19 protein-coding genes are annotated in these 21,827 nt (G+C 60.3%); 14 read left to right on the forward strand and 5 right to left on the reverse strand.

Going from position 1 to position 21,827, the window contains the following annotated elements:
- Nucleotides 1–409: 409 nt before the first annotated feature.
- The 5 genes from QO231_RS22580 to QO231_RS22600 all read right to left on the reverse strand — a co-directional run bounded on the left by QO231_RS22580 (nt 410) and on the right by QO231_RS22600 (nt 6,015).
- Nucleotides 410–1,588, reverse strand: coding sequence for a geranylgeranyl diphosphate reductase (locus QO231_RS22580; protein WP_316781848.1), 1,179 nt, complete (start codon nt 1,586–1,588; stop codon nt 410–412).
- A gap of 2 nt (nt 1,589–1,590) precedes the next feature.
- Nucleotides 1,591–2,880, reverse strand: a complete 1,290-nt coding sequence (locus tag QO231_RS22585) for a BCD family MFS transporter (RefSeq protein ID WP_316781850.1) — start codon at nt 2,878–2,880, stop codon at nt 1,591–1,593.
- A complete protein-coding gene (chlG, locus tag QO231_RS22590) occupies nt 2,880–3,788 on the reverse strand; it encodes a chlorophyll synthase ChlG (protein ID WP_316781852.1) in 909 nt (302 codons plus the stop codon). Before chlG ends, QO231_RS22585 begins: the two co-directional genes overlap by 1 nt.
- Before the next feature lie 70 nt (nt 3,789–3,858).
- Nucleotides 3,859–5,292, reverse strand: coding sequence for a transcriptional regulator PpsR (gene ppsR, locus QO231_RS22595; protein ID WP_316781854.1), 1,434 nt, complete (start codon nt 5,290–5,292; stop codon nt 3,859–3,861).
- Between the two features lie 30 nt (nt 5,293–5,322).
- A complete protein-coding gene (locus tag QO231_RS22600) occupies nt 5,323–6,015 on the reverse strand; it encodes a hypothetical protein (protein WP_316781856.1) in 693 nt (230 codons plus the stop codon).
- Nucleotides 6,016–6,482: 467 nt separating this feature from the next.
- Here QO231_RS22600 and bchF point away from each other — a divergent pair, with 467 nt between their 5' ends.
- The 14 genes from bchF to hemA are packed head-to-tail and all read left to right on the forward strand — an operon-like array spanning nt 6,483 to nt 21,823.
- The gene (gene bchF, locus QO231_RS22605; RefSeq protein WP_316781858.1) at nt 6,483–6,971 is read left to right on the forward strand and encodes a 2-vinyl bacteriochlorophyllide hydratase; all 489 of its coding nucleotides are present in this window, start codon (nt 6,483–6,485) and stop codon (nt 6,969–6,971) included.
- A gap of 47 nt (nt 6,972–7,018) precedes the next feature.
- Nucleotides 7,019–8,284 (forward strand): ferredoxin:protochlorophyllide reductase (ATP-dependent) subunit N, encoded by a 1,266-nt coding sequence (locus QO231_RS22610; protein ID WP_316781950.1) that lies wholly within the window; start codon nt 7,019–7,021, stop codon nt 8,282–8,284.
- Entirely contained in the window at nt 8,281–9,810 is a 1,530-nt protein-coding gene (gene bchB, locus QO231_RS22615) for a ferredoxin:protochlorophyllide reductase (ATP-dependent) subunit B (protein WP_316781860.1), read from the forward strand. The genes QO231_RS22610 and bchB overlap by 4 nt, the downstream gene beginning before the upstream one ends.
- Nucleotides 9,800–13,372, forward strand: a complete 3,573-nt coding sequence (locus QO231_RS22620) for a magnesium chelatase subunit H (protein WP_316781861.1) — start codon at nt 9,800–9,802, stop codon at nt 13,370–13,372. The genes bchB and QO231_RS22620 overlap by 11 nt, the downstream gene beginning before the upstream one ends.
- A gap of 43 nt (nt 13,373–13,415) precedes the next feature.
- Nucleotides 13,416–14,312, forward strand: a complete 897-nt coding sequence (gene bchL / locus QO231_RS22625; protein WP_316781862.1) for a ferredoxin:protochlorophyllide reductase (ATP-dependent) iron-sulfur ATP-binding protein — start codon at nt 13,416–13,418, stop codon at nt 14,310–14,312.
- The gene (gene bchM, locus QO231_RS22630) at nt 14,312–14,992 is read left to right on the forward strand and encodes a magnesium protoporphyrin IX methyltransferase (protein WP_316781865.1); all 681 of its coding nucleotides are present in this window, start codon (nt 14,312–14,314) and stop codon (nt 14,990–14,992) included. The genes bchL and bchM overlap by 1 nt, the downstream gene beginning before the upstream one ends.
- Nucleotides 14,989–16,434 carry a PucC family protein gene (locus tag QO231_RS22635; RefSeq protein ID WP_316781866.1) on the forward strand — a complete coding sequence of 482 codons (1,446 nt, stop codon included), beginning with the start codon at nt 14,989–14,991 and terminating at the stop codon, nt 16,432–16,434. The genes bchM and QO231_RS22635 overlap by 4 nt, the downstream gene beginning before the upstream one ends.
- Nucleotides 16,435–16,461: 27 nt before the next feature.
- Complete coding sequence (gene puhA, locus QO231_RS22640; protein WP_316781868.1) at nt 16,462–17,235, forward strand: photosynthetic reaction center subunit H; 774 nt, start codon at nt 16,462–16,464, stop codon at nt 17,233–17,235.
- 16 nt (nt 17,236–17,251) lie between these two features.
- Nucleotides 17,252–17,884, forward strand: a complete 633-nt coding sequence (puhB, locus tag QO231_RS22645) for a photosynthetic complex putative assembly protein PuhB (RefSeq protein ID WP_316781870.1) — start codon at nt 17,252–17,254, stop codon at nt 17,882–17,884.
- A gap of 12 nt (nt 17,885–17,896) precedes the next feature.
- On the forward strand, nt 17,897–18,364 hold the full coding sequence (puhC, locus tag QO231_RS22650; protein ID WP_316781872.1) for a photosynthetic complex assembly protein PuhC: 468 nt from the start codon (nt 17,897–17,899) through the stop codon (nt 18,362–18,364).
- A 16-nt stretch (nt 18,365–18,380) separates the two neighbouring features.
- The gene (locus QO231_RS22655; protein WP_316781875.1) at nt 18,381–18,677 is read left to right on the forward strand and encodes a hypothetical protein; all 297 of its coding nucleotides are present in this window, start codon (nt 18,381–18,383) and stop codon (nt 18,675–18,677) included.
- Nucleotides 18,674–19,804 carry a magnesium-protoporphyrin IX monomethyl ester (oxidative) cyclase gene (gene acsF / locus QO231_RS22660; protein WP_316781877.1) on the forward strand — a complete coding sequence of 377 codons (1,131 nt, stop codon included), beginning with the start codon at nt 18,674–18,676 and terminating at the stop codon, nt 19,802–19,804. Before QO231_RS22655 ends, acsF begins: the two co-directional genes overlap by 4 nt.
- Complete coding sequence (puhE, locus tag QO231_RS22665) at nt 19,804–20,619, forward strand: putative photosynthetic complex assembly protein PuhE (RefSeq protein WP_316781879.1); 816 nt, start codon at nt 19,804–19,806, stop codon at nt 20,617–20,619. The genes acsF and puhE overlap by 1 nt, the downstream gene beginning before the upstream one ends.
- Complete coding sequence (hemA, locus tag QO231_RS22670; RefSeq protein ID WP_316781881.1) at nt 20,609–21,823, forward strand: 5-aminolevulinate synthase; 1,215 nt, start codon at nt 20,609–20,611, stop codon at nt 21,821–21,823. Before puhE ends, hemA begins: the two co-directional genes overlap by 11 nt.
- Nucleotides 21,824–21,827 lie beyond the last annotated feature (4 nt).

Here is a 21,827-nt window from a genome sequence, read left to right on the forward strand (position 1 = left end):
AAAGTGTCCGCGTGCCACGCGGCGCAGGGGCTGCGGCAGCAGACCACTAAACTCCCAGGCGCGGGCGTACCCCCCCGATACGCCCGCCAACCCCGGTCCCGCCCGATCCCGTCGGGCGGGATCAATTCTGGCGACATCCCGTCTTGCGCCCCGGCCCGCGTCAAAGGCACCAAGCCTGATTTGCAGTTTTCCGGACTCATTTCTGACCGATCCTGTCGCATGCTCTCTGATTGCCGATGCGTCAGGTTTCAGCCTGCCCCGAGTGCCAAACCACTCATCATTTGCCGCATTGCCACAGATCGGGCCTGCCTCCGCTGCGACAGCACGAGGGCCGACTTGCGCCGTCGGCCGGGCGCGGGCACATCCGGATACTCGACAACGACCATGTCATTGCCAATTCTCATTTCATTCAGGTGTAGGCGGCCGGAACCAGCCGTGTCAGGTGCGCCAGGTTCTTCAACCCGATCCTCAGATGCGCCATCGGACGGGCGCGCACCAGTTTCTTGTTCATGTAGGCCTCGAATGTCAGGCGTTGCACGTCAACATCGTGACAGAGCGACACGAACCGTTCACGTCGGTCGTCAGATTTGTAGTAGGCATTCTGCATCGACGCCAGGACACGGAACACCATCTTGTGGTCATGCATAAAGAGCTGCCGGGCAAGTTTCAGATCGCGCACACGACCTGATGCCAGACAGGCGGATGCCGCCGTGGCAGCAACCCGTCCACCGACCATTGCATAATAGATCCCCTCGCCCGAACTTGGCGCGACAACGCCGGCCGCATCACCAGCAAGAACGACGTCGCGACCATTGTCCCAGCAATCCATGGGTTTGAGCGGAATGGGCGCACCTTCGCGGCGGATTGTCTTGCACGCGCTCAGACCATTCGCCGCGCGCAGGTCCGCAGTTGCCTGCTTCAAATCAACCCCGCGCACCATCGACCCCATCCCGACGCTGGCGGTCTGTCCGTGAGGGAACACCCAGCCGTAGAAATCAGGGGAAATCCGGCCATCATAGATCACGTCACAGCGCTTGGGATCGTAGTTACCAATGGCCTCGGGGGCTTCTATGATTTCGTGATAGGCGATGACATAGGGAATGCGATCACCGCCGGGTACTTCGGAGCGCGCCACCTTCGACCGAGCGCCATCGGCGCCAATGATCAGCCTGGTTTGCAGGGCCCGTTCCTCGCCGCTGGCCTTGTCACGGTAGATCACCTGCGTACAGCCGGTATCGCGTTCGATGCGCAGGAACGTGCCCGACCGGCGATCCGCCCCTGCCGCCGTTGCGCGAACACGCAGAAATTCGTCAAAATCCTTGCGATCCACCATACCGACAAAGCCGTTCTCGATCGGAATGTCGACCTTGCGCCCCGTTGGCGAGATCATCCGCGCGGTCGTCACACGCGCCCGCAACTGATCATCGGGGATATCAAAATCGGCAATCAAACGTGGAGGGATTGCGCCTCCGCATGGCTTGATCCGACCTGCGCGGTCAATCATCGCGACTTTTTGACCGGACCGGGCCAGATCTTCGGAAGCTGTGGCACCAGAAGGGCCTCCACCGATAACGACAACATCATACATGATCATTCTCCGGGAACGATGGCCGCATGTCGGCCATGGCTGTGTTCGATAACGCGCAGCGCCATCAGCGCGGCAATGACAAAAAGAACTGCTTCAAACAGGAAAACCGCGCCAAATGCCGCCGAGTCACCATGCGTGAGCAGGCGCATCAGATCGACAGCAGCGGCCCCTGAAAGCCCGCCGAAACCGGCGGCAACGGCCTGGGCCGCGCCCCAAAGTCCCATGCGGGTGCCCTCGCGCCCCGCACGGCCCTGTGCGGCCAGTTTCATCATCGACCCGATCGCGGCGACGGCGAACATGCCGTTGAAGAACCCCAGAGATACGACTGCGGGCATCAAATGCGATGGCTCGGAAAACCCGCCCAACAGGCTGATCAGCGCGAGGCTGCCTGCCGACCCCATACAACCTGCGACCACCCAGCTGCGAAGGCTGCCTTTGCCCAGGCCGGTCGCGGCGATACCCACGGTCAGCATCCCCAGAAAGACACCGCCATTCTGCGCCCCGCTGAGCGAGGTCGACTGGCCCGGCGTGAAGTCGAAAACAAGCCCCGCATAGGGCTCCAGAATCAGCTCCTGCATGAAATATGCAGTCATGGACAAAAACACGAAAATGGTGAAATTCCGCGCCGCAGTCTCTGCCCAGATCTCACGCAATCCTTCGGCAAAGCGGATTTTCTCTGGTCGCTGCCGCTGAACTTCGACTGTCTTTTCGATGCCCCATACGGCCAGAACCGTCAGCAAGACGGCGGCGCCGGTAACGATAAAGACGATGCGGAGCAGCAACGCCGGCGAGTAGGGATCGAGATACACCCCGACCATACCGGCAGTCACGGCAATACCCGCAATCATCATGAGCCAGGTGATTGTCGCCGCAGCAGCGCGGCGGTGCGGCGCGGTGGCACTGGCCAAGAGGGCCAGAAGCGATGTGCCCGACGCCCCGACACCAATGCCGATCAGGGCATAGGCAACGATCGACACCGTCGTCGCGGCCGCAAAGCTTGTCTCGTAAAGCAGCACGCCGATTGTGGCGCCGATAGCGCCAAGGGCAAGCGCCAGCATCCCGCCAATGATCCAACGCGTTCGGTGGCCACCGGTATCCGAAAGAAACCCCCAATTGGGACGGGTCAATTGGATACCGTAGTGCAACGCGATCAACAGACCCGGCAGAACAGCAGGCAATGCCAGTTCCACGACCATCAGCCGGTTCAGTGTCGAGGTGGTCAGAACGACGATGGATCCGAGAGCCATCTGCACCAGGCCCAACCGCGTGATTGCCAGCCAACTGAGTGTCATTAGAACCCTCCTATGCCGCGCAGGGCAAAGGCCGCGATCATCATGCCGCTGACATAAAACGTGACACCGGTCGCGTTGTACCAGGGCGCCCTGCCCTTCGGATCCGACAGCAGCACCCGCATGGCCCAGAATTGCGCGAGCAACAACACCACGATGGCGAACGCGTGCAGAGGACGATCCCAGAACAGCAAAGCCGTGATTACCGCAACTTGAGGCACAGCCATGACCCAGCAGGCCACACGCGCTGCACGTTCCGGGCCGAGTGTGACGGGCAATGAGTTCACGCCCATCTGCTTGTCGCCTTCCAGGGCCTTGAAATCATTCAGCGTCATGATGCCATGTGCACCAAGCGCATAGAATAGCGCCACGATCACCACCGGCAGCGCAGGCGCGCCTGCGGCCATCACTGCGGCCCCGGTAAACCACGGGAGTCCCTCGTAACACAGCCCCACAAGGCCGGGCCCCCAGATACCGGAGCGCTTCAGCCGCACCGGCTCGGCAGAGTAGGCCCATGCAGCCAGCACACCGAAAATGGTCGCGCCAAATCCCCAGGGGCCCAGATAGGACCCCAGAAACAGAGCCAAGCCGGTCATCGCGATAGAGATCCAAAGACCCCACCGACCCGGGATTGCGCCTGACGGGATCGGTCGGTCCGGTTCGTTGATGGCATCGACATGCCGGTCGCACCAGTCATTGGCGGCCTGGCTCATTCCGCAGACGACGGGCCCTGCAAGTACCATGCCGGCCATCAACAACCACGGAGACGACGAAATCGGTACGCCTGACGAAACGACCCCGCACAGGTACGCCCAGATTGGCGGAAACCAGGTGATCGGTTTGATCAACGTCAGAACGGCGCGTGGATTTGGATAGCGTCGTACGATGTGTAAATCTAGATTGACACTCATAGTGTCAACTAAACTATACAATTGGTGTTACGGAAAGTGTTTTTTTCAGATTGTTGCCAATCGTGAACGGTCAATCGGCCTCGGGTTCGCTGCTCAGCAAACCATGCTTGCGCAGTTTTACGTAGAGGCTTTGGCGCGACAGGCCCAGCATTTCAGATGCCGCCACCCGGTTGTTACCGGTCAGCTTGACCGCCGTTTCGATGCACATTTTTTCAACAACGTCAGAGGTCGCCGATACCAATGTCTTGAGCGACGCGGTTCCGACCAGGTCCATGACGTTCCGCATGGCCTCTTCGCTCATGACCGATGACGCCGCTTCGGTTTCGACCACTTCCCGTGGCGTGACGTCGCGAATGATCAGACCGAACCCAAGATCACCACCCCTGCGACGCAGCCTGACTGCGGAGACGTCCACATTCGCGCGGGTGCCGACAGCGCTCTGGATCTGGGTTGCATAGTTGCGCAACCTGCCCTTTTTCATTGCCGTGTCAACAATCAGCTTCAGATCGACTGATCCACGCGCCAGGAACTCGCCAATTGACTTCGCCTTGACATCCCGAATCTGTGCCGCATCCGTCAAAATCAGGAACGCCTCGTTTGCATCGCGGATCAAACCCTTGGAATCCACAAAGACAATCGCGTCGCTCGCTTCGGCAAAGAGCGCCGCAAGCGACTGCGTGACTTCGGGGCTGGCCGGATCCGTTTCGTCAACCAATGCGAGCCGGCACAACAGGTGAAGCTCTCCAGCGGCGCGGAAATACTGCGCAAATGCGGTCAATTGCCGACCGCTGCGACGCGCGACCAGTTCCAGCACTTTCATCTCTTCTGCACTGGCCGCTGCTCGCAGCGACTCCATCAGATCGCTCTTGCTCCGCCCTTCAAATGCCTGGGCAAACGAGCCACCGCTCAGAGTATCCACCTTCGATCCCAGCAACGTCGCCGCAGCACTATTCAGGTCCCGAATTCTGCCGGACTCCGGCTCGACCAGCAGAAGAGGCGTTTCCGATGCCTCGAGCGTGACCCTGAAGAACGTTTCGCTGCTGCGGATTTTCTGCAGATCACGCTCTCGGGCCGTTTGCTCGGCCACCAGGCGTTGCTGGATTTCCGCAATCGGCTGCATGTCCCGCCCGAGCAACAACAGCGAGTCACGACCGTTCACACGATGTAACGTATACCGGATCGGGAATTCCCAGACCGCATTGTCCACATGGTTCAACTGCATCGAACGCGGCACCATATCCGGATCATTAAGTACTGCCTTGCTGCGTTCAGCGTATTTTTCGCGGCTTTCTATGGTGAGGAAGTCGTGAAATTCGCGCCCGACCCAGTGATCCAGACACCCCAAACCCGCGCACTCGGGATTGACCGAGATACCTTCGACACTGCCGCTATGAGTCACCATGATCGCGATGTCCGATGATTGCTCGACCAGCCTGTCGACACTTGTCGTGACCGGCAACTCGCCAGCGCGCAAAGTGTCAAATCTGGAGCTTTGCCTCGTCACATACTTTCCCCATATCGAATGCGCCGCCGCCTAAAGGGCCCCGGCAACGGTTGTCAAATCGGCAACGGTCCTCAGACCACAGCGTTCAATCGCTTCGCGGATCGACGTGACCGCAAAATCCACCCCTGTGCGCTGCTCAACTTTCTTTTTGTCTTCAATTATGCGACCTCCGGCGACAACCGGCGGCAGACATTCGACATTTGCGCGCAAGTAATCGACTAATCCGGCTGCCTTTTCAACTGATTTCCACGTCGACAGCGACATGCCAACCAACGAAAAGCGGTTCTTGGAGATCAGGTCAGCCAATTCCGGCTCTGTCAGACCAATCGCCATCCGGACCCAAAGGCCATGCCGACGCAGCCCTTGTGACGCCACGAACGCCCCTATTGAATGCTGCTCGAACTGGGGGATCACCATGAGGACGGATTCGCCAAGCGGGATACTGCGATCGATGACCTGCCCATTATCGGATGCGTCGTCGAACTCTCGAAACAGCGCCTGCAACCGCGCTGCACCCGTTGTCACATCGACAAAACTGGCTTCGTCGCTGACCCATTTTTCGCCGAGTTGCCTTGATGCCTCGGGGATATAGTACTGAACCAACTCTTCCCTCGTTGCCCCATAGGCAACCAATGATGACAGCACTCTCTGATGGTCGGCCTCTGAGTCGGACATGAGGGCATCGGACAATCGCGCGATCCATTCGGCTTTGCTGCGAGGCAAAGCGTCCGCGCCTTCAGTCACAAGAGACTTGAGAGCGGATTCTACAAGGAAACGTATCGCGGGCCTTTGTGCTGACGGAAAATGACCTCTTTGGCGATTGGTAGCGCCTCTCCTTGCAATGTCCTTCATGTGCCCCTCCCGTGGACGCATCCAAAATGACGCTGCCGATTTGCGGCGATTTGCCCGATCTGGTTGATCCAAGTGTGAGTGGATTGCAACGATATGTCAATTTATACTGACACTTTTCAATTTCGATTTGGAGCAAGCACGGTAGCACTGGCAAAAAATTGGTGAGAAAACTGCTGGATTATCTGCACAAGACCAGCAGTAAAGGGCGGATTCGCTTACAGAGTCTCTTTCGGCAAGATGGATTTACATCTCAGATTTCCCCATGTGTAAATATTTATTGACACATTTGCCACCCAGCACATAGCATCGGGACAAACCACAGGGTCGGCGAGGGGATCATGAAGACATACGCGCCGCATAAATCCAAATACGTGAAACTCTACACGGATGCGCAACGCATGCGCCGGGATGCGACCGCCTGGACAACTGTTCAGGGCATTCTCGCCCCCGCCCAATTTCTTGTCTTCCTCGTTTCCTTAGCGCTGGTACTACGCTTCCTGTTGACGGGGCTAGGCTATGAGGCAGCAACACTGTCCATTCTCGTCAAAACCGGCTTTCTCTACCTCATCATGATTACTGGCGCCATCTGGGAAAAAGTCGTTTTCGATCAATATCTTTTCGCCCCTGCATTCTTTTGGGAAGACGTCTTCAGCTTTGCTGTCATCGCGCTTCACACCGGCTATGTCTGGGCGCTCTTGACGAACGCCCTGCCTCCTGCCGGCCTGATGGTTCTGGCGCTTGTCGCCTATGCGACCTACGTTATCAATGCAGGTCAGTTTCTGCTCAAACTCAGGGCCGCGCGTCTGCAGGCCGGAGAGGCCGCATGACCCGCCACGAAATACCAGAACCAGCGCCCGCTGGCGGTGACCTTCCCATGCCGGAGACCGGTTGCCGGGACACCCCGATTCTCAAACAACGCGGCCAGCACGAGGTATTTTGCGGGCTGACCGGCATCATCTGGCTGCACCGCAAGATGCAGGATGCGTTCTTTTTGGTCGTTGGGTCCCGCACCTGCGCCCATCTGCTGCAATCTGCGGCAGGCGTCATGATTTTCGCCGAACCCCGCTTTGGGACAGCCATTCTGGAAGAAACCGATCTTGCCGGGTTGAAAGATGCCCAGGACGAGCTGGAACGCGTGGTGACAGACCTTTTGGCCCGCCGTTCGGATATCCGTCAGCTTTTCCTCGTCGGCAGTTGCCCCTCCGAGGTGATCAAGCTGGATCTGGGGCGCGCAGCCGAAAAACTGTCGGCCCGGCACGCGCCCAAAGTCAGGGTGCTCAATTACTCGGGTTCAGGCATCGAGACGACATTTACCGAAGGCGAAGACGCCTGCCTGGCTGCCATGGTTCCGGTTTTGCCGAACACCGATCAACGACAACTGATGTTGGTCGGAGCCCTGCCGGACGTGGTGGAAGATCAGGCGCTGGACCTTCTTGCGAAGCTTGGGATCGAGAACGTATCGGTTTTACCCGCGCGGACGCTGGACAGTGGCATTGCCGTTGGCCCGAATACCGTCTTCGCCTTGACCCAACCGTTTCTGGGGGGCACCCATGCCGCCCTGGAACGGCGCGGGGCGCGTCACATTCCCGCGCCATTTCCGTTCGGCGAAGAAGGCACCACTGCGTGGCTTTGGGCCGTTGCACGGGAATTCGGCGTTGAGCAGGCGTGTTTCGACGCCGTGACCGATGCGCCCCGCGCCCGCGCCAGACATGCCGTGGCCAAGGCGGCGAGCACGCTGAGCGGAAAATCGATCTTTTTCTTCCCAGACAGCCAATTGGAAATTCCACTGGCCCGGTTCCTGACACGCGAATGCGGCATGCACGCGATCGAGGTTTCCGCTCCCTTTATCCACAAGGGCATCGTTGGCCCGGATCTGGACCTGCTGGCCGAGGGCCCGACCATCGCCGAAGGACAGGACGTCGATTTGCAGCTGGAGCGTTGCCGCGCGTCACGCCCCGACCTGACGGTTTGCGGGCTCGGACTGGCCAACCCGCTTGAGGCAGAAGGTCTGGCCACCAAATGGGCGATCGAGTTGGTTTTCTCGCCGGTACATTTCTACGAACAGGCGGGCGATCTGGCGGGGCTTTTCTCGCGTCCGCTACGCCGGCGCGACATGCTCAAGCTGGAGGCGGCTGAATGAAGCTCAGCGTCTGGACATATGAGGGTCCGCCACATGTTGGCGCCCTGCGCGTGGCCACCGCGATGAAGGGCTTGCACTACGTTCTGCACGCGCCACAGGGCGACACCTATGCCGATCTTCTCTTCACGATGATCGAACGTCGCGATCATCGCCCGCCGGTCACCTACACCACCTTCCAGGCGCGTGATTTGGGGGCGGATACCGCCAATCTCTTCAAGACCGCCTGCCAGAACGCCTATGACCGGTTCCAGCCACAAGCCATGATCGTGGGCGCGTCCTGCACGGCCGAACTGATCCAGGATGACCCTGGCGGAATGGCCGAAACCATGGGTCTGCCCATCCCCGTAATCCCTCTGGACCTGCCCAGCTATCAGCGCAAAGAGAATTTCGGCGCGGACGAGACGTTCTTTCAGATTGTCCGCCATCTGGCGAGGCCAACCGAAAAGACGGCCCATATCAGTTGCAACCTGATTGGCCCCACGGCCCTGGGATTTCGTCACCGCGATGACATCACCGAGGTGACGGCCCTGCTCGAAGACATGGGAATATCAGTCAACGTGGTGGCACCTTACGGGGCCACGCCACTGGATATCACCAGACTGGGGGCGGCGCATTTCAACGCCCTGATGTATCCTGAAACCGGTGAAAGCGCATGCCGCTGGATGGAGCGCGAACTGGATCAGCCCTTCACCAAGGTCGTCCCTATCGGCGTCGGTGCAACCCGCGATTTCGTCACCGAAGTGGCCGCGATTTCCGGGATCAAGCCGCAGATGGACACCTCGCGCCTGCGCCTGCCCTGGTACGCAACCAGTGTCGATTCCACCTACCTGACCGGCAAGCGCGTGTTTCTTTTCGGGGACGGCACCCATGTGGCCGCCGCGGCCCGCATCGCCCGCGATGAAATGGGCTTCGAAGTGGTCGGCCTCGGCTGCTACAACCGCGAAATGGCGCGCCCCATCCGTGCTCTGGCCCGCGACTACGGCGTCGAGGCTCTGATCACGGACGACTATCTGGAGGTCGAGCGCGCCATCGAGGATCTGGCCCCCGAAATGATCCTTGGCACCCAGATGGAACGTCACATCGGCAAGCGGCTTGGAATTCCCTGCGCGGTCATCTCGGCCCCTGTCCACGTTCAGGACTTCCCGGCCCGCTACGCCCCGCAAATGGGTGTCGAAGGTGCCAACGTGATCTTTGACACATGGGTGCATCCGCTGGTCATGGGGCTGGAAGAACATCTTCTGCACATGTTCCGCGACGACTTTGAATTCCACGATGACGCCGGACCCAGCCATCATGGCGGACATGCGCCAAATCCGATTGGCGACGCAAGATCCGAAGGTCCCGCATCTGCACGCCCCTCTGCCGAGGTGATCTGGCTGGCCGATGCGGAAAAGGAACTGAAGAAGATCCCCTTTTTCGTGCGCGGCAAGGCCCGCCGCAACACCGAACTCTTTGCAGCCGACCAGGGCGTTCAGGAAATCAGCATCAGCACGCTATACGAGGCAAAAGCCCATTATGCGCGATGAGATCATCATAAACCGGGCGCCACGCCCCTATAACGTCGTCATCCTGACACTGGATTCGCATGCGGCTGGTCCCTGCGCCCGCGCCAAGGACAACCTTGCAGAAGATTTCCCCGGCCTGAACCTCAGCGTGCACGCCGCCGCGGAGTGGGGGGAATGCCCCGACGCGCTGGCATCCGCGAAAGAGGCCGTGGCCACCGGCGACATCATCATCATCAACCTGATCTTCCTGGAAGAGCATATCAACGCAATCCTGCCAGACCTGATGGCGCGGCGGGAACATTGCGATGCGATGATCGGCATCATCGCCGACTCCGTGATCGTGAAACTGACGCGCATGGGCACGCTTGACATGTCCGCCCCGGAATCCGGTGTGCGCAAATTGCTGAAAAAGTTGCGCGGTGCCGGCAAGCCGTCGGTCGAAAGCGGGGCACGCAAGATGCGCATGCTGCGGCGCCTGCCACGCATTCTGCGGCTGATTCCGGGCAAGGCACAGGATCTGCGCGCGTGGTTCCTGTCAATGCAGTACTGGCTGGGGGCGTCAGACGACAACATTGAAGCGATGGTGCGCTTTCTGATATCCCGCTATTGTGGGATCGAAACGTGGCGCGGGATCAAGGCGGCCGAACCACTGGCCTACCCCGATACGGGCCTCTACCATCCCGATCTGCCAGGCCGCATCACCACCGATATCAACGATCTTCCTGCCCCGGCGAAGCCTTTGGCGACCGTTGGACTGTTGATGATGCGCAGCTATGTCCTGTCGGGCGATACAGACCATTACGATGCGGTCATTCGTTCTCTCGAGGCGGTTGGCTTGCGGGTTCTGCCTGCCTTCGCGGGCGGGCTTGATGGACGTCCGGCCATCGAGACCTTCTTCCAGGTTGATGGCACGACCCGCATCGACGCACTTTTGTCGTTGACCGGTTTTTCCCTCGTTGGAGGCCCGGCCTATAACGACAACGACGCGGCGGTCAAAGTTCTGAAATCGCTCGATACACCCTACATTGCCGCACATCCGCTGGAGTTCCAGACTCTGGGACAGTGGGCCGCGTCACCTCAGGGATTGGGCCCGATAGAGACGACTATGCTGGTGGCCCTGCCCGAGCTGGACGGAGCAACAAATCCGACCGTGTTTGCAGGTCGGCACGGGGCTGATGGTTGTTCCGGATGCACCCACGCCTGTCAGGCGCACTCCACGGTCAAGGCGATGGCCCCCTGCCCTGAACGCATCGAACATCTGAGCCAGCGGGTCAAAAATCTGGCGCTTCTGCACCGGTCCGACGTGGCCCGGCGCCGCGTTGGCATTGTCCTCTTCGGCTTCCCGCCCAATGCCGGTGCGGCCGGAACGGCGGCCTATCTGGATGTGTTCCGCTCGTTGCACAATACGCTGCATGCGATGGCGGCACGCGGCTATGACCTGACCCCGCCCGCCACTGTCGAGGAAACCCGTGCCCTCCTGCTGGAAGGCAGCGCGCAGCAATATGGGCAAGAGGCGAATGTCGCCGCCCATATCGGGGCCGATGCGATTGTCACCAACACCCCCTGGCTGGACGAGATCGAGGCGCAATGGGGCCCGGCCCCGGGCAAGGTACAATCCGACGGGCGCGGTGTCTTTGTGCTGGGCGCGCAATTCGGCAATGTTTTTGTTGGCCTGCAGCCGGCCTTCGGTTACGAGGGCGACCCGATGCGCCTTTTGTTTGAACGTGGTTTCGCACCAACGCATGCGTTCGCGCAGTTTTATCTGTGGCTCAAGAACAGTTTCCAGGCAGACGTGCTTTTGCATTTCGGCATGCACGGCGCGCTGGAATTCATGCCCGGAAAACAGGCCGGCCCGGGCGGGGCGGACTGGCCCGACCGGCTGATCGGCGACATGCCCAATGTTTATCTTTACGCCTCCAACAACCCGTCCGAGGCAACCTTGGCGAAACGGCGCGCGGGGGCTGTGACCGTAACGCATCTTACTCCGCCGCTGGCCAGCGCAGGTCTCTACAAGGGTCTGGCGGAACTCAAGGACAGCTTGACCCGCTGGCGCAAGACCGCCCCGACCGCGCCCGAGCGGCCGGAGATTGAGGTGCTGATCGCCGAACAGGCAGCTGCCGTCGACATGGATGGCAGTGTCCCGCATACACTCTGGCTGAAGTTGCTCGAGACCGAGGACGCGCTGATCCCCGAGGGCCTGCATGTGCTGGGTGAACCCATGAGCGCCGAGGCACGGGCCGACTACGTCGCGCTACTGGCTGATACGGATGACGAGACCCGCAGCCGCGTCGACACATTGTTAAAACATGACAGTGAGATTCCTGCCCTGCTGAACGCCCTTGACGGCCGCTACATCCCGCCCGTGCATGGCGGGGATCTGATGCGATCGCCGGACATCCTGCCAACGGGCCGCAATATCCACGCGTTCGATCCGTTCCGTATGCCCACCGAATTTGCCTGCCGCGATGGGGCAAAGCAGGCGCAATTGCTGCTCGAGACCCATAACGCACTGCCGCGCACCGTGGCCCTGGTCTTGTGGGGGTCGGACAATATCAAATCCGACGGCGCGCCGATTGCACAAGCACTGGCCCTGATCGGCGCGAAACCTCGCTTTGACAATTTCGGAAGACTGTGCGGCGCGGACCTGATCCCGCTGGAAGACCTGGGGCGCCCACGCATCGATGTGATCATGACCCTGTCGGGCATCTTCCGCGATCTGCTGCCGCTTCAGACAAAACTGATGGCAGAAGCCGCGTTGAAAGCCGCCACAGCAGACGAACCGCTGGACCGGAACTTTATCCGCGCCCACGCGCTGGCCTATGCCGAGCAGATCGGTTGCGACATCGAAACCGCAGCCTTGCGGGTCTTCTCGAACGCTGAAGGCGCGTATGGGTCGAATGTGAACATGCTGGTCGATGGATCCGCCTTTGGCGACGAAGATGAGCTGGCCGATGCCTACGAAGCCCGCAAAAGCTTTGCCTACGGCGTCAACGGCAAGGCCAAACAGAATGCGAAACTGCTTCAAAAGGTTCTGTCCGACGTTGATCTGGCCTATCAGAACCTTGAATCGACAGAATTGGGCGTCACGTCGGTCGATCACTATTTCGATACGCTGGGCGGCATTTCCCGCGCTGTGCGCAGGGCGCGCGGCGGACAAGAGGCCGCAATCTACATCAGCGACACAACGCGCGGCAATGGCAAGGTGCGCACGCTCGCCGAGCAGGTCGCACTTGAGACGCGCTCGCGTTCACTGAACCCCAGGTTTCACGAGGCCCTGCTAAAGCACGGTGCCGAAGGTGTGCGCCAGATTGAAAGCCATATCACCAATACCGTGGGATGGTCGGCCACCACCGGACAAGTCGAGCCGTGGATTTATCAGCGCATCTCGGAAACCTTTGTGCTGGACGACGACATGCGTCAGCGCCTTACCGATCTGAACCCGGTCGCCTCTTCGCGTATGGCCAACCGCCTGCTTGAAGCCCACGACCGCGACTATTGGCAGCCGGATGCTGCAACGTTGGACGCGCTGCGCAACGCCGCCGATGCAATGGAAGATCGCCTAGAGGGGATCGCCGCAGAATGACATCGCGCCCGACATTCACAAATTTTCAGAAAGGGTCAACAAAATGAGCCCCCGCGACGAAATTCCGCTTCTCAACGGCCAGGACGGCGACGGCTCTGTACAGGTGCATCAGGATCCCGAAGCCAAGATCGAAGGCGCCAAGGTCTTTTCCGTCTACGGCAAGGGCGGCATCGGCAAATCGACGACCAGTTCGAACCTGTCGGCCGCGTTCGCTGCCATGGGCAAGCGCGTTCTGCAGATCGGCTGTGATCCCAAGCATGACAGCACATTCACCCTGACCGGTCGCTTGCAGCCCACCGTGATCGACATCCTCAAGGAAGTCGATTTCCACCCCGAAGAACTGCGCCCCGAAGATTTCGTAGCCGTGGGCTGGGGCGGTGTGAAATGCGTCGAGGCCGGAGGGCCGCCTGCGGGCACCGGCTGTGGCGGTTATGTTGTCGGCCAAACCGTGAAGCTGCTGAAACAGCACCACATGCTGGAAGACACCGATGTGGTGATCTTTGACGTGTTGGGCGACGTGGTCTGCGGCGGGTTTGCGGCCCCCCTGCAACATGCGGACCGGGCGTTGATCATCACGGCCAACGATTTCGACAGCATCTATGCAATGAACCGCATTATCGCCGCCGTTCAGGCGAAATCGGTCAATTACAAAGTGCGCCTTGCGGGCTGTGTCGCCAACCGGTCGAAAGACACCAACGAGGTTGACCGATATTGCGAGAAAGTCGGTTTCAACCGCATCGCTCATATGCCCGACATTGACGCCATCCGCCGGTCACGCCTGAAGAAAAAGACGTTGTTCGAGATGGATGACGAAGAAGACATCGTGCAATGCCGCGCCGAGTATGTGCGCCTGGCCGAGACGCTCTGGAACGGAACCGATCCGCTGGCCCCGGCCGCTATGGAGGACCGCGACATTTTCGAACTTCTGGGATTTGACTGATGTCTTACGACCGCACGCTCACACGTGTCGAAACCTATTTCGACAAGACGGCCACCCGCACCTGGGAACGGCTGACAAGTGATGCGCCGGTCTCAAGAATACGCGAAACCGTCCGGCGTGGCCGCGATGACATGCGCGCGTTGTTGCTGTCGCGTCTGCCCGAGAATCTGGGCGGTGCCCGCATCCTGGATGCCGGCTGTGGGACCGGTCAGATGACGGCCGAACTGGCGGCACGTGGTGGCGACGTCATGGCGGTCGATATATCGCCGTCGCTGGTCGATATCGCGCGCAAACGCCTGCCGATCGATCTGCACGGCCGCGTCACGTTCCACGCAGGCGACATGCTGGCTCCAACACTGGGCACGTTCGACTACGTGATCGCGATGGACAGCCTGATCTACTACGGCGGCACCGACATTGCGCAGGCCCTTGGCACGTTGGGCAAACGAACCGGCAGCCATGTCAACTTTACCGTGGCGCCCCGGACCCCGCTCTTGATGATGATGTGGCGCGCCGGCCAGCTTTTCCCACGCTCGGACAGATCACCCACGATGGTACCACATGCGCCGGATACGCTGAACCACGCGCTAAACGAAACCAGTACATCGGGGTCGTTGACCGCGCTGAAACGCATTACATCCGGTTTCTACATCAGTCAGGCGATGGAGTTCACACCATGATCCGTCGCCCCCCCGCCGCCCTCTTGCAGCTTTCGGCAAAGTATCTGCCCTTCGCGGATGCGGCCAGCGAAGGGTTGCCGATGGGGCAATTGCTCCGCCTCTCGCTGTTCCAGGTCTCGGTTGGCATGGCCACGGTGATGCTGCTGGGAACGCTGAACCGGGTAATGATCGTCGAGCTTTCGGTGCCCGCCACGATCGTGGCCTTCATGATCGCGCTGCCAGTCCTGATCGCACCCTTCCGGACGCTGCTGGGGTTCCGGTCCGACACCCACCGCAGCGCCATCGGCTGGAAACGGATCCCCTATCTCTGGTTCGGATCGCTCTGGCAGATGGGCGGACTTGCCGTCATGCCCTTCGCTTTGCTGGTCCTGTCCGGCGAACAAAGCGTCGGCCCGGACTGGGCCGGAGAAGTGCTGGCGGCTTTGGCGTTCCTGATGACCGGTCTTGGCCTGCACATGACCCAGACCGCCGGGCTGGCCCTCGCAACTGATCGCGCCGACCCCGAGGCCCGGCCTCGTGTCGTGGCCCTTCTTTACGTGATGTTCCTTCTGGGCATGGGCGTGTCCGCCGTGATCATCGGCTGGCTCCTGCGGGATTTCGACAGTCTGACGCTGGTACGCGTGGTGCAGGGCGCTGCATCCGTCGGCATCATCCTCAACCTCATCGCCCTCTGGAAGCAGGAACAGGTCCGCCCTATGACGCGCGAAGAGCGCGCCGCCCCCCGCCCCCGCTTTCGCGACGCATGGGACGATCTCATCGATGGCGGACAGGCCGGACGCCTGCTGGCGGTGGTGTTCTTTGGCACGATGGCGCTGAATATGCAGGACATTCTGCTGGAACCCTATGGCGGCGAAATTCTCGGACTTTCCGTTTCGGCAACCACGCTGCTGACCGCCGTTTGGGCCGCTGGCGCGCTCGCAGGCTTTGCGCTGGCCGGACGGATGCTGGCGCGGGGCAGTGATACCTATCGTATCGCCGGTATGGGGCTGGTTGTCGGCGTTTTCGCTTTCTCTGCCGTGATCTTTGCGGCCCCGATGAATTCGGCCACGATCTTCTTCGCGGGCGCAGCCCTCATCGGCTTTGGTGGCGGCCTCTTTGCCGTCTCCACCCTGATCGCCGCAATGAACATGAAGGCCAGCGGTATTGCCGGTCACGGCCTTGCGCTCGGTGCCTGGGGGGCTGCACAGGCCACGGCGGCAGGGCTGGCAATCGCCCTTGGTGGTGGCCTGCGCGACTGGATCAATGCCATGGCGACCTCAGGCGCATGGGGCGAAGCGCTGAACACACCCGCCACCGGATATTCGTTCGTCTACCACATCGAGATCGGGCTGCTTTTTGTCACCCTGGCCCTTCTTGGACCGCTGGTGCGCAACGCGCGCCGCCCGCTTCAATCGCAACAAGACAAATCGGCCCCGGTCGGCCTGGCCGATTTTCCGACATGATACGCCGTTCGCTGAAAGGATAATCAGATGACTGAACCATTCTTTGGAAATTTTGACCTTGCCAGTCTGACACTCTGGCTGTTCTGGATATTCTTCGCCTTGCTGATCTTCTACATCCAGCGGGAAAACATGCGCGAGGGCTATCCGCTGGAAGATGACGACGGAAAACCGTCAGCCAATCAGGGGTTGTTCCCAGTTCCCGACGACAAGACCTTCAAACTGCCGCATGGTCGCGGCGACCTGACCGTGCCGTCGGGGCAGACGCCGGAACGCGCCGATCTGCCGCTTGAAAAGACCGCCGCTGGCAACGGGTTTCCCTTCGCTCCCACGGGTGATCCGATGGTTGACGGTGTTGGCCCCGCCTCCTGGGCACCGCGCCGCGACATTCCCGAACTGGATGGTGCGGGTCATCCCAAGATCGTGCCGATGGCGTCTAAGGAACAGTTTCATGTGGCCGCCGGGCGCGATCCGCGGGGTCTACCGGTCGAGGCCGGGGATGGTGCGGTCGTGGGCAAGATCGTCGACATGTGGCTGGATGAGCCGGAGCAGATGGTGCGCTACCTCGAGCTTGAACTGGACCCCGAATTCGGCACCGGTAAGCGCCTGCTGCCTCTGACCATGGCCCGCATCAAATCCGACCGCGTCAAAGTCCGTTCGATCTTTGGCAAGCATTTTGCCGGCGTGCCACTTCATGCCGCTGCGCATCAGGTCACGCTGCTCGAAGAAGACAAGATCTGCGGCTACTACGCGGGCGGCACGCTTTATGCCAGCGCAGCCCGGCAAGAACCGCAACTGGGTTGATGAGGGGGACGCAGCTATGAACCATGATGATTTCGCCGTTGAGCCCGTCGAAGGCCTGCCCGAACGCCCACCCGAAGGCGAGCATATCCTTTGGCAGGGACGCCCCAATTGGTGGGCGCTGACCTGTGATGCCCTGAACCTCTTTTGGGTCGCCGGATACTTTGTGCTGCTTGCCGTCTGGCGTTTTGCCACGCTGGTGGATCAGGTTGGTTTTGCCAGTGCTTTTGCCGCCTCATGGCCCTTTCTGATCATGGGTCTCATCGTTTGCGCCATGCTGTCGATCGTCGGGTACGCACAGGCCCGCGCCACGGTTTATACGATCACCAATCGCCGCATCGCCATGCGCACGGGCGCGGCGCTGACTGTCACGCTGAACCTGCCCTTCACACAGATCGGCGACGCAACTCTGAAAACGCACAGGAATGGCACTGGTACGATCGCTCTGGATCTGTTGGGCACGACACGCTTGTCTTATCTGGTCTGCTGGCCACATGCCCGTCCGTGGGTTCTGCGCCGTACGCAGCCGGCGTTGCGCTGTATTCCGGATGCCGAGCAGGTTGCACGCCTCTTTTCCGAAGCCGCCGAAGCCCGGGTCAACACCCCTCAGATTCAGCGCCGCACGCCGCATATGGCCGTTGCGGCCGAATAAAAGGAAATCGACATGGTTCAGATCGACACTCACGCCCCGCCGCACGTCTCTGAAAGGGACATGATCCCGCGCAACCTGCTGCGCGCGATGCTGGCGCTGGTGTTGATCTGTTTCACCATCGTCACCGTCGCCCGGATCACCGGCTATCCGCTGATCGCCACACCGCCCGAGGGCAAGATCGTCGCCAGCCGGGTTGTCCTGCTGACCGTTGACACCAGCGGCGCGGCAACGGTCCATGATGCCGACGGCACCCTGATCGCGGATCTCAGCCCTGAAGAGGGCGGCTTTATCTCCGGTGTCGGGCGTGTCATCGAACGCGAACGGTTGAAAAACCGCCTGCCGCTTGAAGGCCCGGTCACGCTGATCTGGCAGGATACGGGACGCATTTCAATTCAAGACCCCAGCACAGGCTGGAGTGCCGACTTAATGGGATTCGGCACAGGGAACGCCATGGCCTTTGCACGGCTTTTGGCACAATGAAGAGAGGAGGCCAATAATGGGATGGCTTACCAAGGATATCGAACACGCGCCGTGTACTGTGGAAATCAGTCACAAGTTCGAAAGTCTGCACGCACATGTCCGCTTCAACGATGGAACGGTCATTCACCCCGGCGATGAGGTCAAGGTCAACGGCCCCGAGATCATGGCACCTTTCGGTGAGGTCGTCTCGGAAGACCGCGATGCCACGATTTTCCGCGCTTCGAAGCTGGAACAGCTCTGGACCCGCCTGACAGGTGATTTCGAGGTGATGGAGCTTTGCGAGTTCTCGTTCTCCGAGGAGGTCACGCTATGAATGCTCATGCTGGAAAACACACCGCCGACGCCACCACCGTCGAAGAAGGCCTTGCCATCGCCGAGGCGCAGGACAAGGAATACAACGACGAGATGGCCACCGAAACGGCCATGGCGAACACGCTGCTGACCCCCCGCTTTTACACGACCGATTTTGACGAGTTGGACAGCATCGACGTCACCCCGGTGCGCGAGGAATGGGACAAGCTGATCGCCCGCATGGTCAGCGACCCGAACAAGGGCCACTTCAAGAAAAACGAAGACTGGGACCACGTCGATTGGGACGGGATGGAGCCGCAACTCAAGAAGGAATTCATCGACTTCCTGATTTCGTCCTGCACCGCCGAATTCTCAGGCTGCGTTCTCTACAAGGAGATGAAGCGTCGCGGCAACAACAAGGACATCACGCAACTGTTCCAGCTGATGGCGCGCGACGAGGCCCGCCACGCCGGGTTCATCAACGACGCCCTGCGCGAAGCCGGGCTGCGGGTCAATCTGGGCTTTCTGACGCAGAAGAAGAAATACACCTACTTCCGGCCAAAGTTCATCTATTACGCCACCTATCTCAGCGAAAAGATCGGCTATGCCCGCTATATCACGATCTTCCGCCATCTCGAGGAGCACCCCGAACATCGCTTTCATCCGATCTTCAAGTGGTTCGAAGAATGGTGTAATGACGAGTTCAGCCACGGCGAGGCCTTTGCCCTGCTGATGAAGACCGACCCCAAGCTGACGCAAGGCAAGAATGTCTGGTGGATCAAGTTCTTCCTAACGGCGGTCTATGGCACCATGTATGTGCGCGACCATCAGCGCCCCGCCTTTCACAAGGCACTTGGCGTCGATCCCGACTGGTACGCGCATGAGGTGTTCACCAAGACCTCGGAAATGACCAAGCAGATCTACCCGATCACGCTGGATATCGAAAATCCGCGCTGGCAGCGAGGTCTTGAGCGCCTGCAAAAGGCCAACGCCGATCTGGCTGCGGCGAAAGAGACAGGCGGTCCCGTCGGGCTGGTCCGGCGCGCGTCGGCCAGCACCCGTGCCGCAGCAGCCTTTGTCGGACTTTTCCTGATACCCGCCAAAAGGCACAACGTACCCACATCAACCCGGTTGGAGCCCGCGTACTGATGACATCGCCCTGGATAGCCGCGCTTTTCGCGCTTTTTGCCTGGTGGTTTTCCACCGGGGCTATCCTGTGGGCGGTCCGCCATGCGGATCGACGTGGACCGCAGGCGCGCCTGATCTGCACGCTGGCGGGCCTGCCGGTTCTGGGGATCGGGTTCTGGGGGTTTGCGGCGACGCTGCACGATCCCGGCCTGCAGGCCGCGTACCTGTCGTTTCTCGCGGCTCTGGCCATCTGGGGATGGATTGAATTGGCCTTCCTGACCGGTGCAATCACCGGCCCCAACGCATATGATTGTCCCGACGATACCCCCGAATGGGAGCGTTTCATTCGCGCATGGGGCACCATCGCCTATCACGAGATGTTGCTGGTATCGGTACTGGTTCTGATCTGGCTCTTTGGCAACGGCGCGATCAATGCCTTCGGTCTCTGGACATATACGATCCTCTATTTCGCGCGCATTTCGGCCAAGCTGAACCTGTTCTACGGCGTGCCAAGGATCAATACCGAGTTCATTCCCGATGCGCTGCGCCACCTGCCCAGTCATTTTCGAATTTCGCGCGTCAACTGGGTCTTTCCGGTTTCGATCACCGCGCTCAGCTTTGCAACCGCGTGCTGGCTGTTACGGCTTTATGCGGCGCAAACTGCCGGAGAGACCGCAGGCTTTGCCCTGCTCACCGCCATCACCGCGCTGGCGCTCCTGGAACACTGGCTGATGGTGCTGCCATTGCCCGACGCGAAACTCTGGCGCTGGATGCTGCCCGCGCCCAAGCAAACCCGCAAGACAACACAATCGGAGGTAGGACATCATGGATTTTGATAAGATGTTCAATGCGCAGCTGGATGCGCTGAAAGACGAAGGAAACTATCGGATTTTCGCCGAGCTTGAGCGGCGATGCGGAGATTTCCCCAAGGCCAAGAGCCATGATGATGACGCCCCGGACGAAGTGACCGTCTGGTGTTCGAACGATTACCTGGGCATGGGCCAGAACCCGGTTGTCCGTGAACGGATGAAGGACGTCATCGACAGTTGCGGCACCGGCGCCGGCGGCACGCGCAACATCTCGGGCACGAACCATCACCATGTAGAGCTCGAAGCCGAACTTGCCGATCTGCACGGCAAGGAGGATGCGCTGCTGTTTACCTCGGGCTACGTCTCGAACTGGGCCGCGCTCTCGACGCTGGGCAGCAAACTGCCCGATGCGGTGATCCTGTCGGACTCGCTGAACCATGCGTCGATGATCGAAGGCATCCGCCATTCGCGCGCCCGCAAGGTGCTCTGGAACCATAACGACCCCGAAGATCTGGATCGCAAGCTGGCCGCCCTGCCCGCCAATACGCCCAAGATCGTCGCCTTTGAATCGGTCTATTCGATGGATGGCGACATTTGCCCGATGAAAGAGATTGTCGAGGTCGCCGAGAAACACGGCGCGATGACATATCTCGACGAAGTACATGCCGTTGGCCTCTACGGCGAACGCGGCGGCGGCATCAGTGAACGCGAAGGGCTTGCAGATCGCATCACCCTGATCGAGGGCACACTTGGCAAGGCCTATGGCTGCATGGGCGGCTATGTCTCGGGCTCAGCCGCGCTCTGCGACTTCATCCGCTCTTTTGCGTCGGGTTTCATCTTTACCACGGCCCTGCCCCCGGCCGTGGCGGCGGCGGCAAAAACCTCGATCGCGCATCTCAAGCGGTCGCAGATCGAACGCATGCAGCAACGTCGTCAGGTGGCACGTCTGCGAGACAGGCTTGACAGGTATGGCATTCCGCACATGGACAATCCCAGCCATATCATCCCCGTCCTGATCAAGGATCCGGTCAAATGCCGCATGCTGGCGGACATTCTCATGCGCGACTATGGGATCTACGTGCAGCCGATCAATTACCCGACCGTCCCCAAAGGCACGGAACGGCTGCGGTTCACGCCCGGACCCTTGCACTCGGACGCGGATATCGACCATTTGGTCGAAGCCCTGAACGTGCTCTGGAAACAATGCGCGATCGCGCACGCGGTGGCCTGACGGA

Source organism: Sedimentitalea todarodis, assembly GCF_032595355.1.
Classification (GTDB): Bacteria; Pseudomonadota; Alphaproteobacteria; order Rhodobacterales; family Rhodobacteraceae; genus Sedimentitalea; species Sedimentitalea todarodis.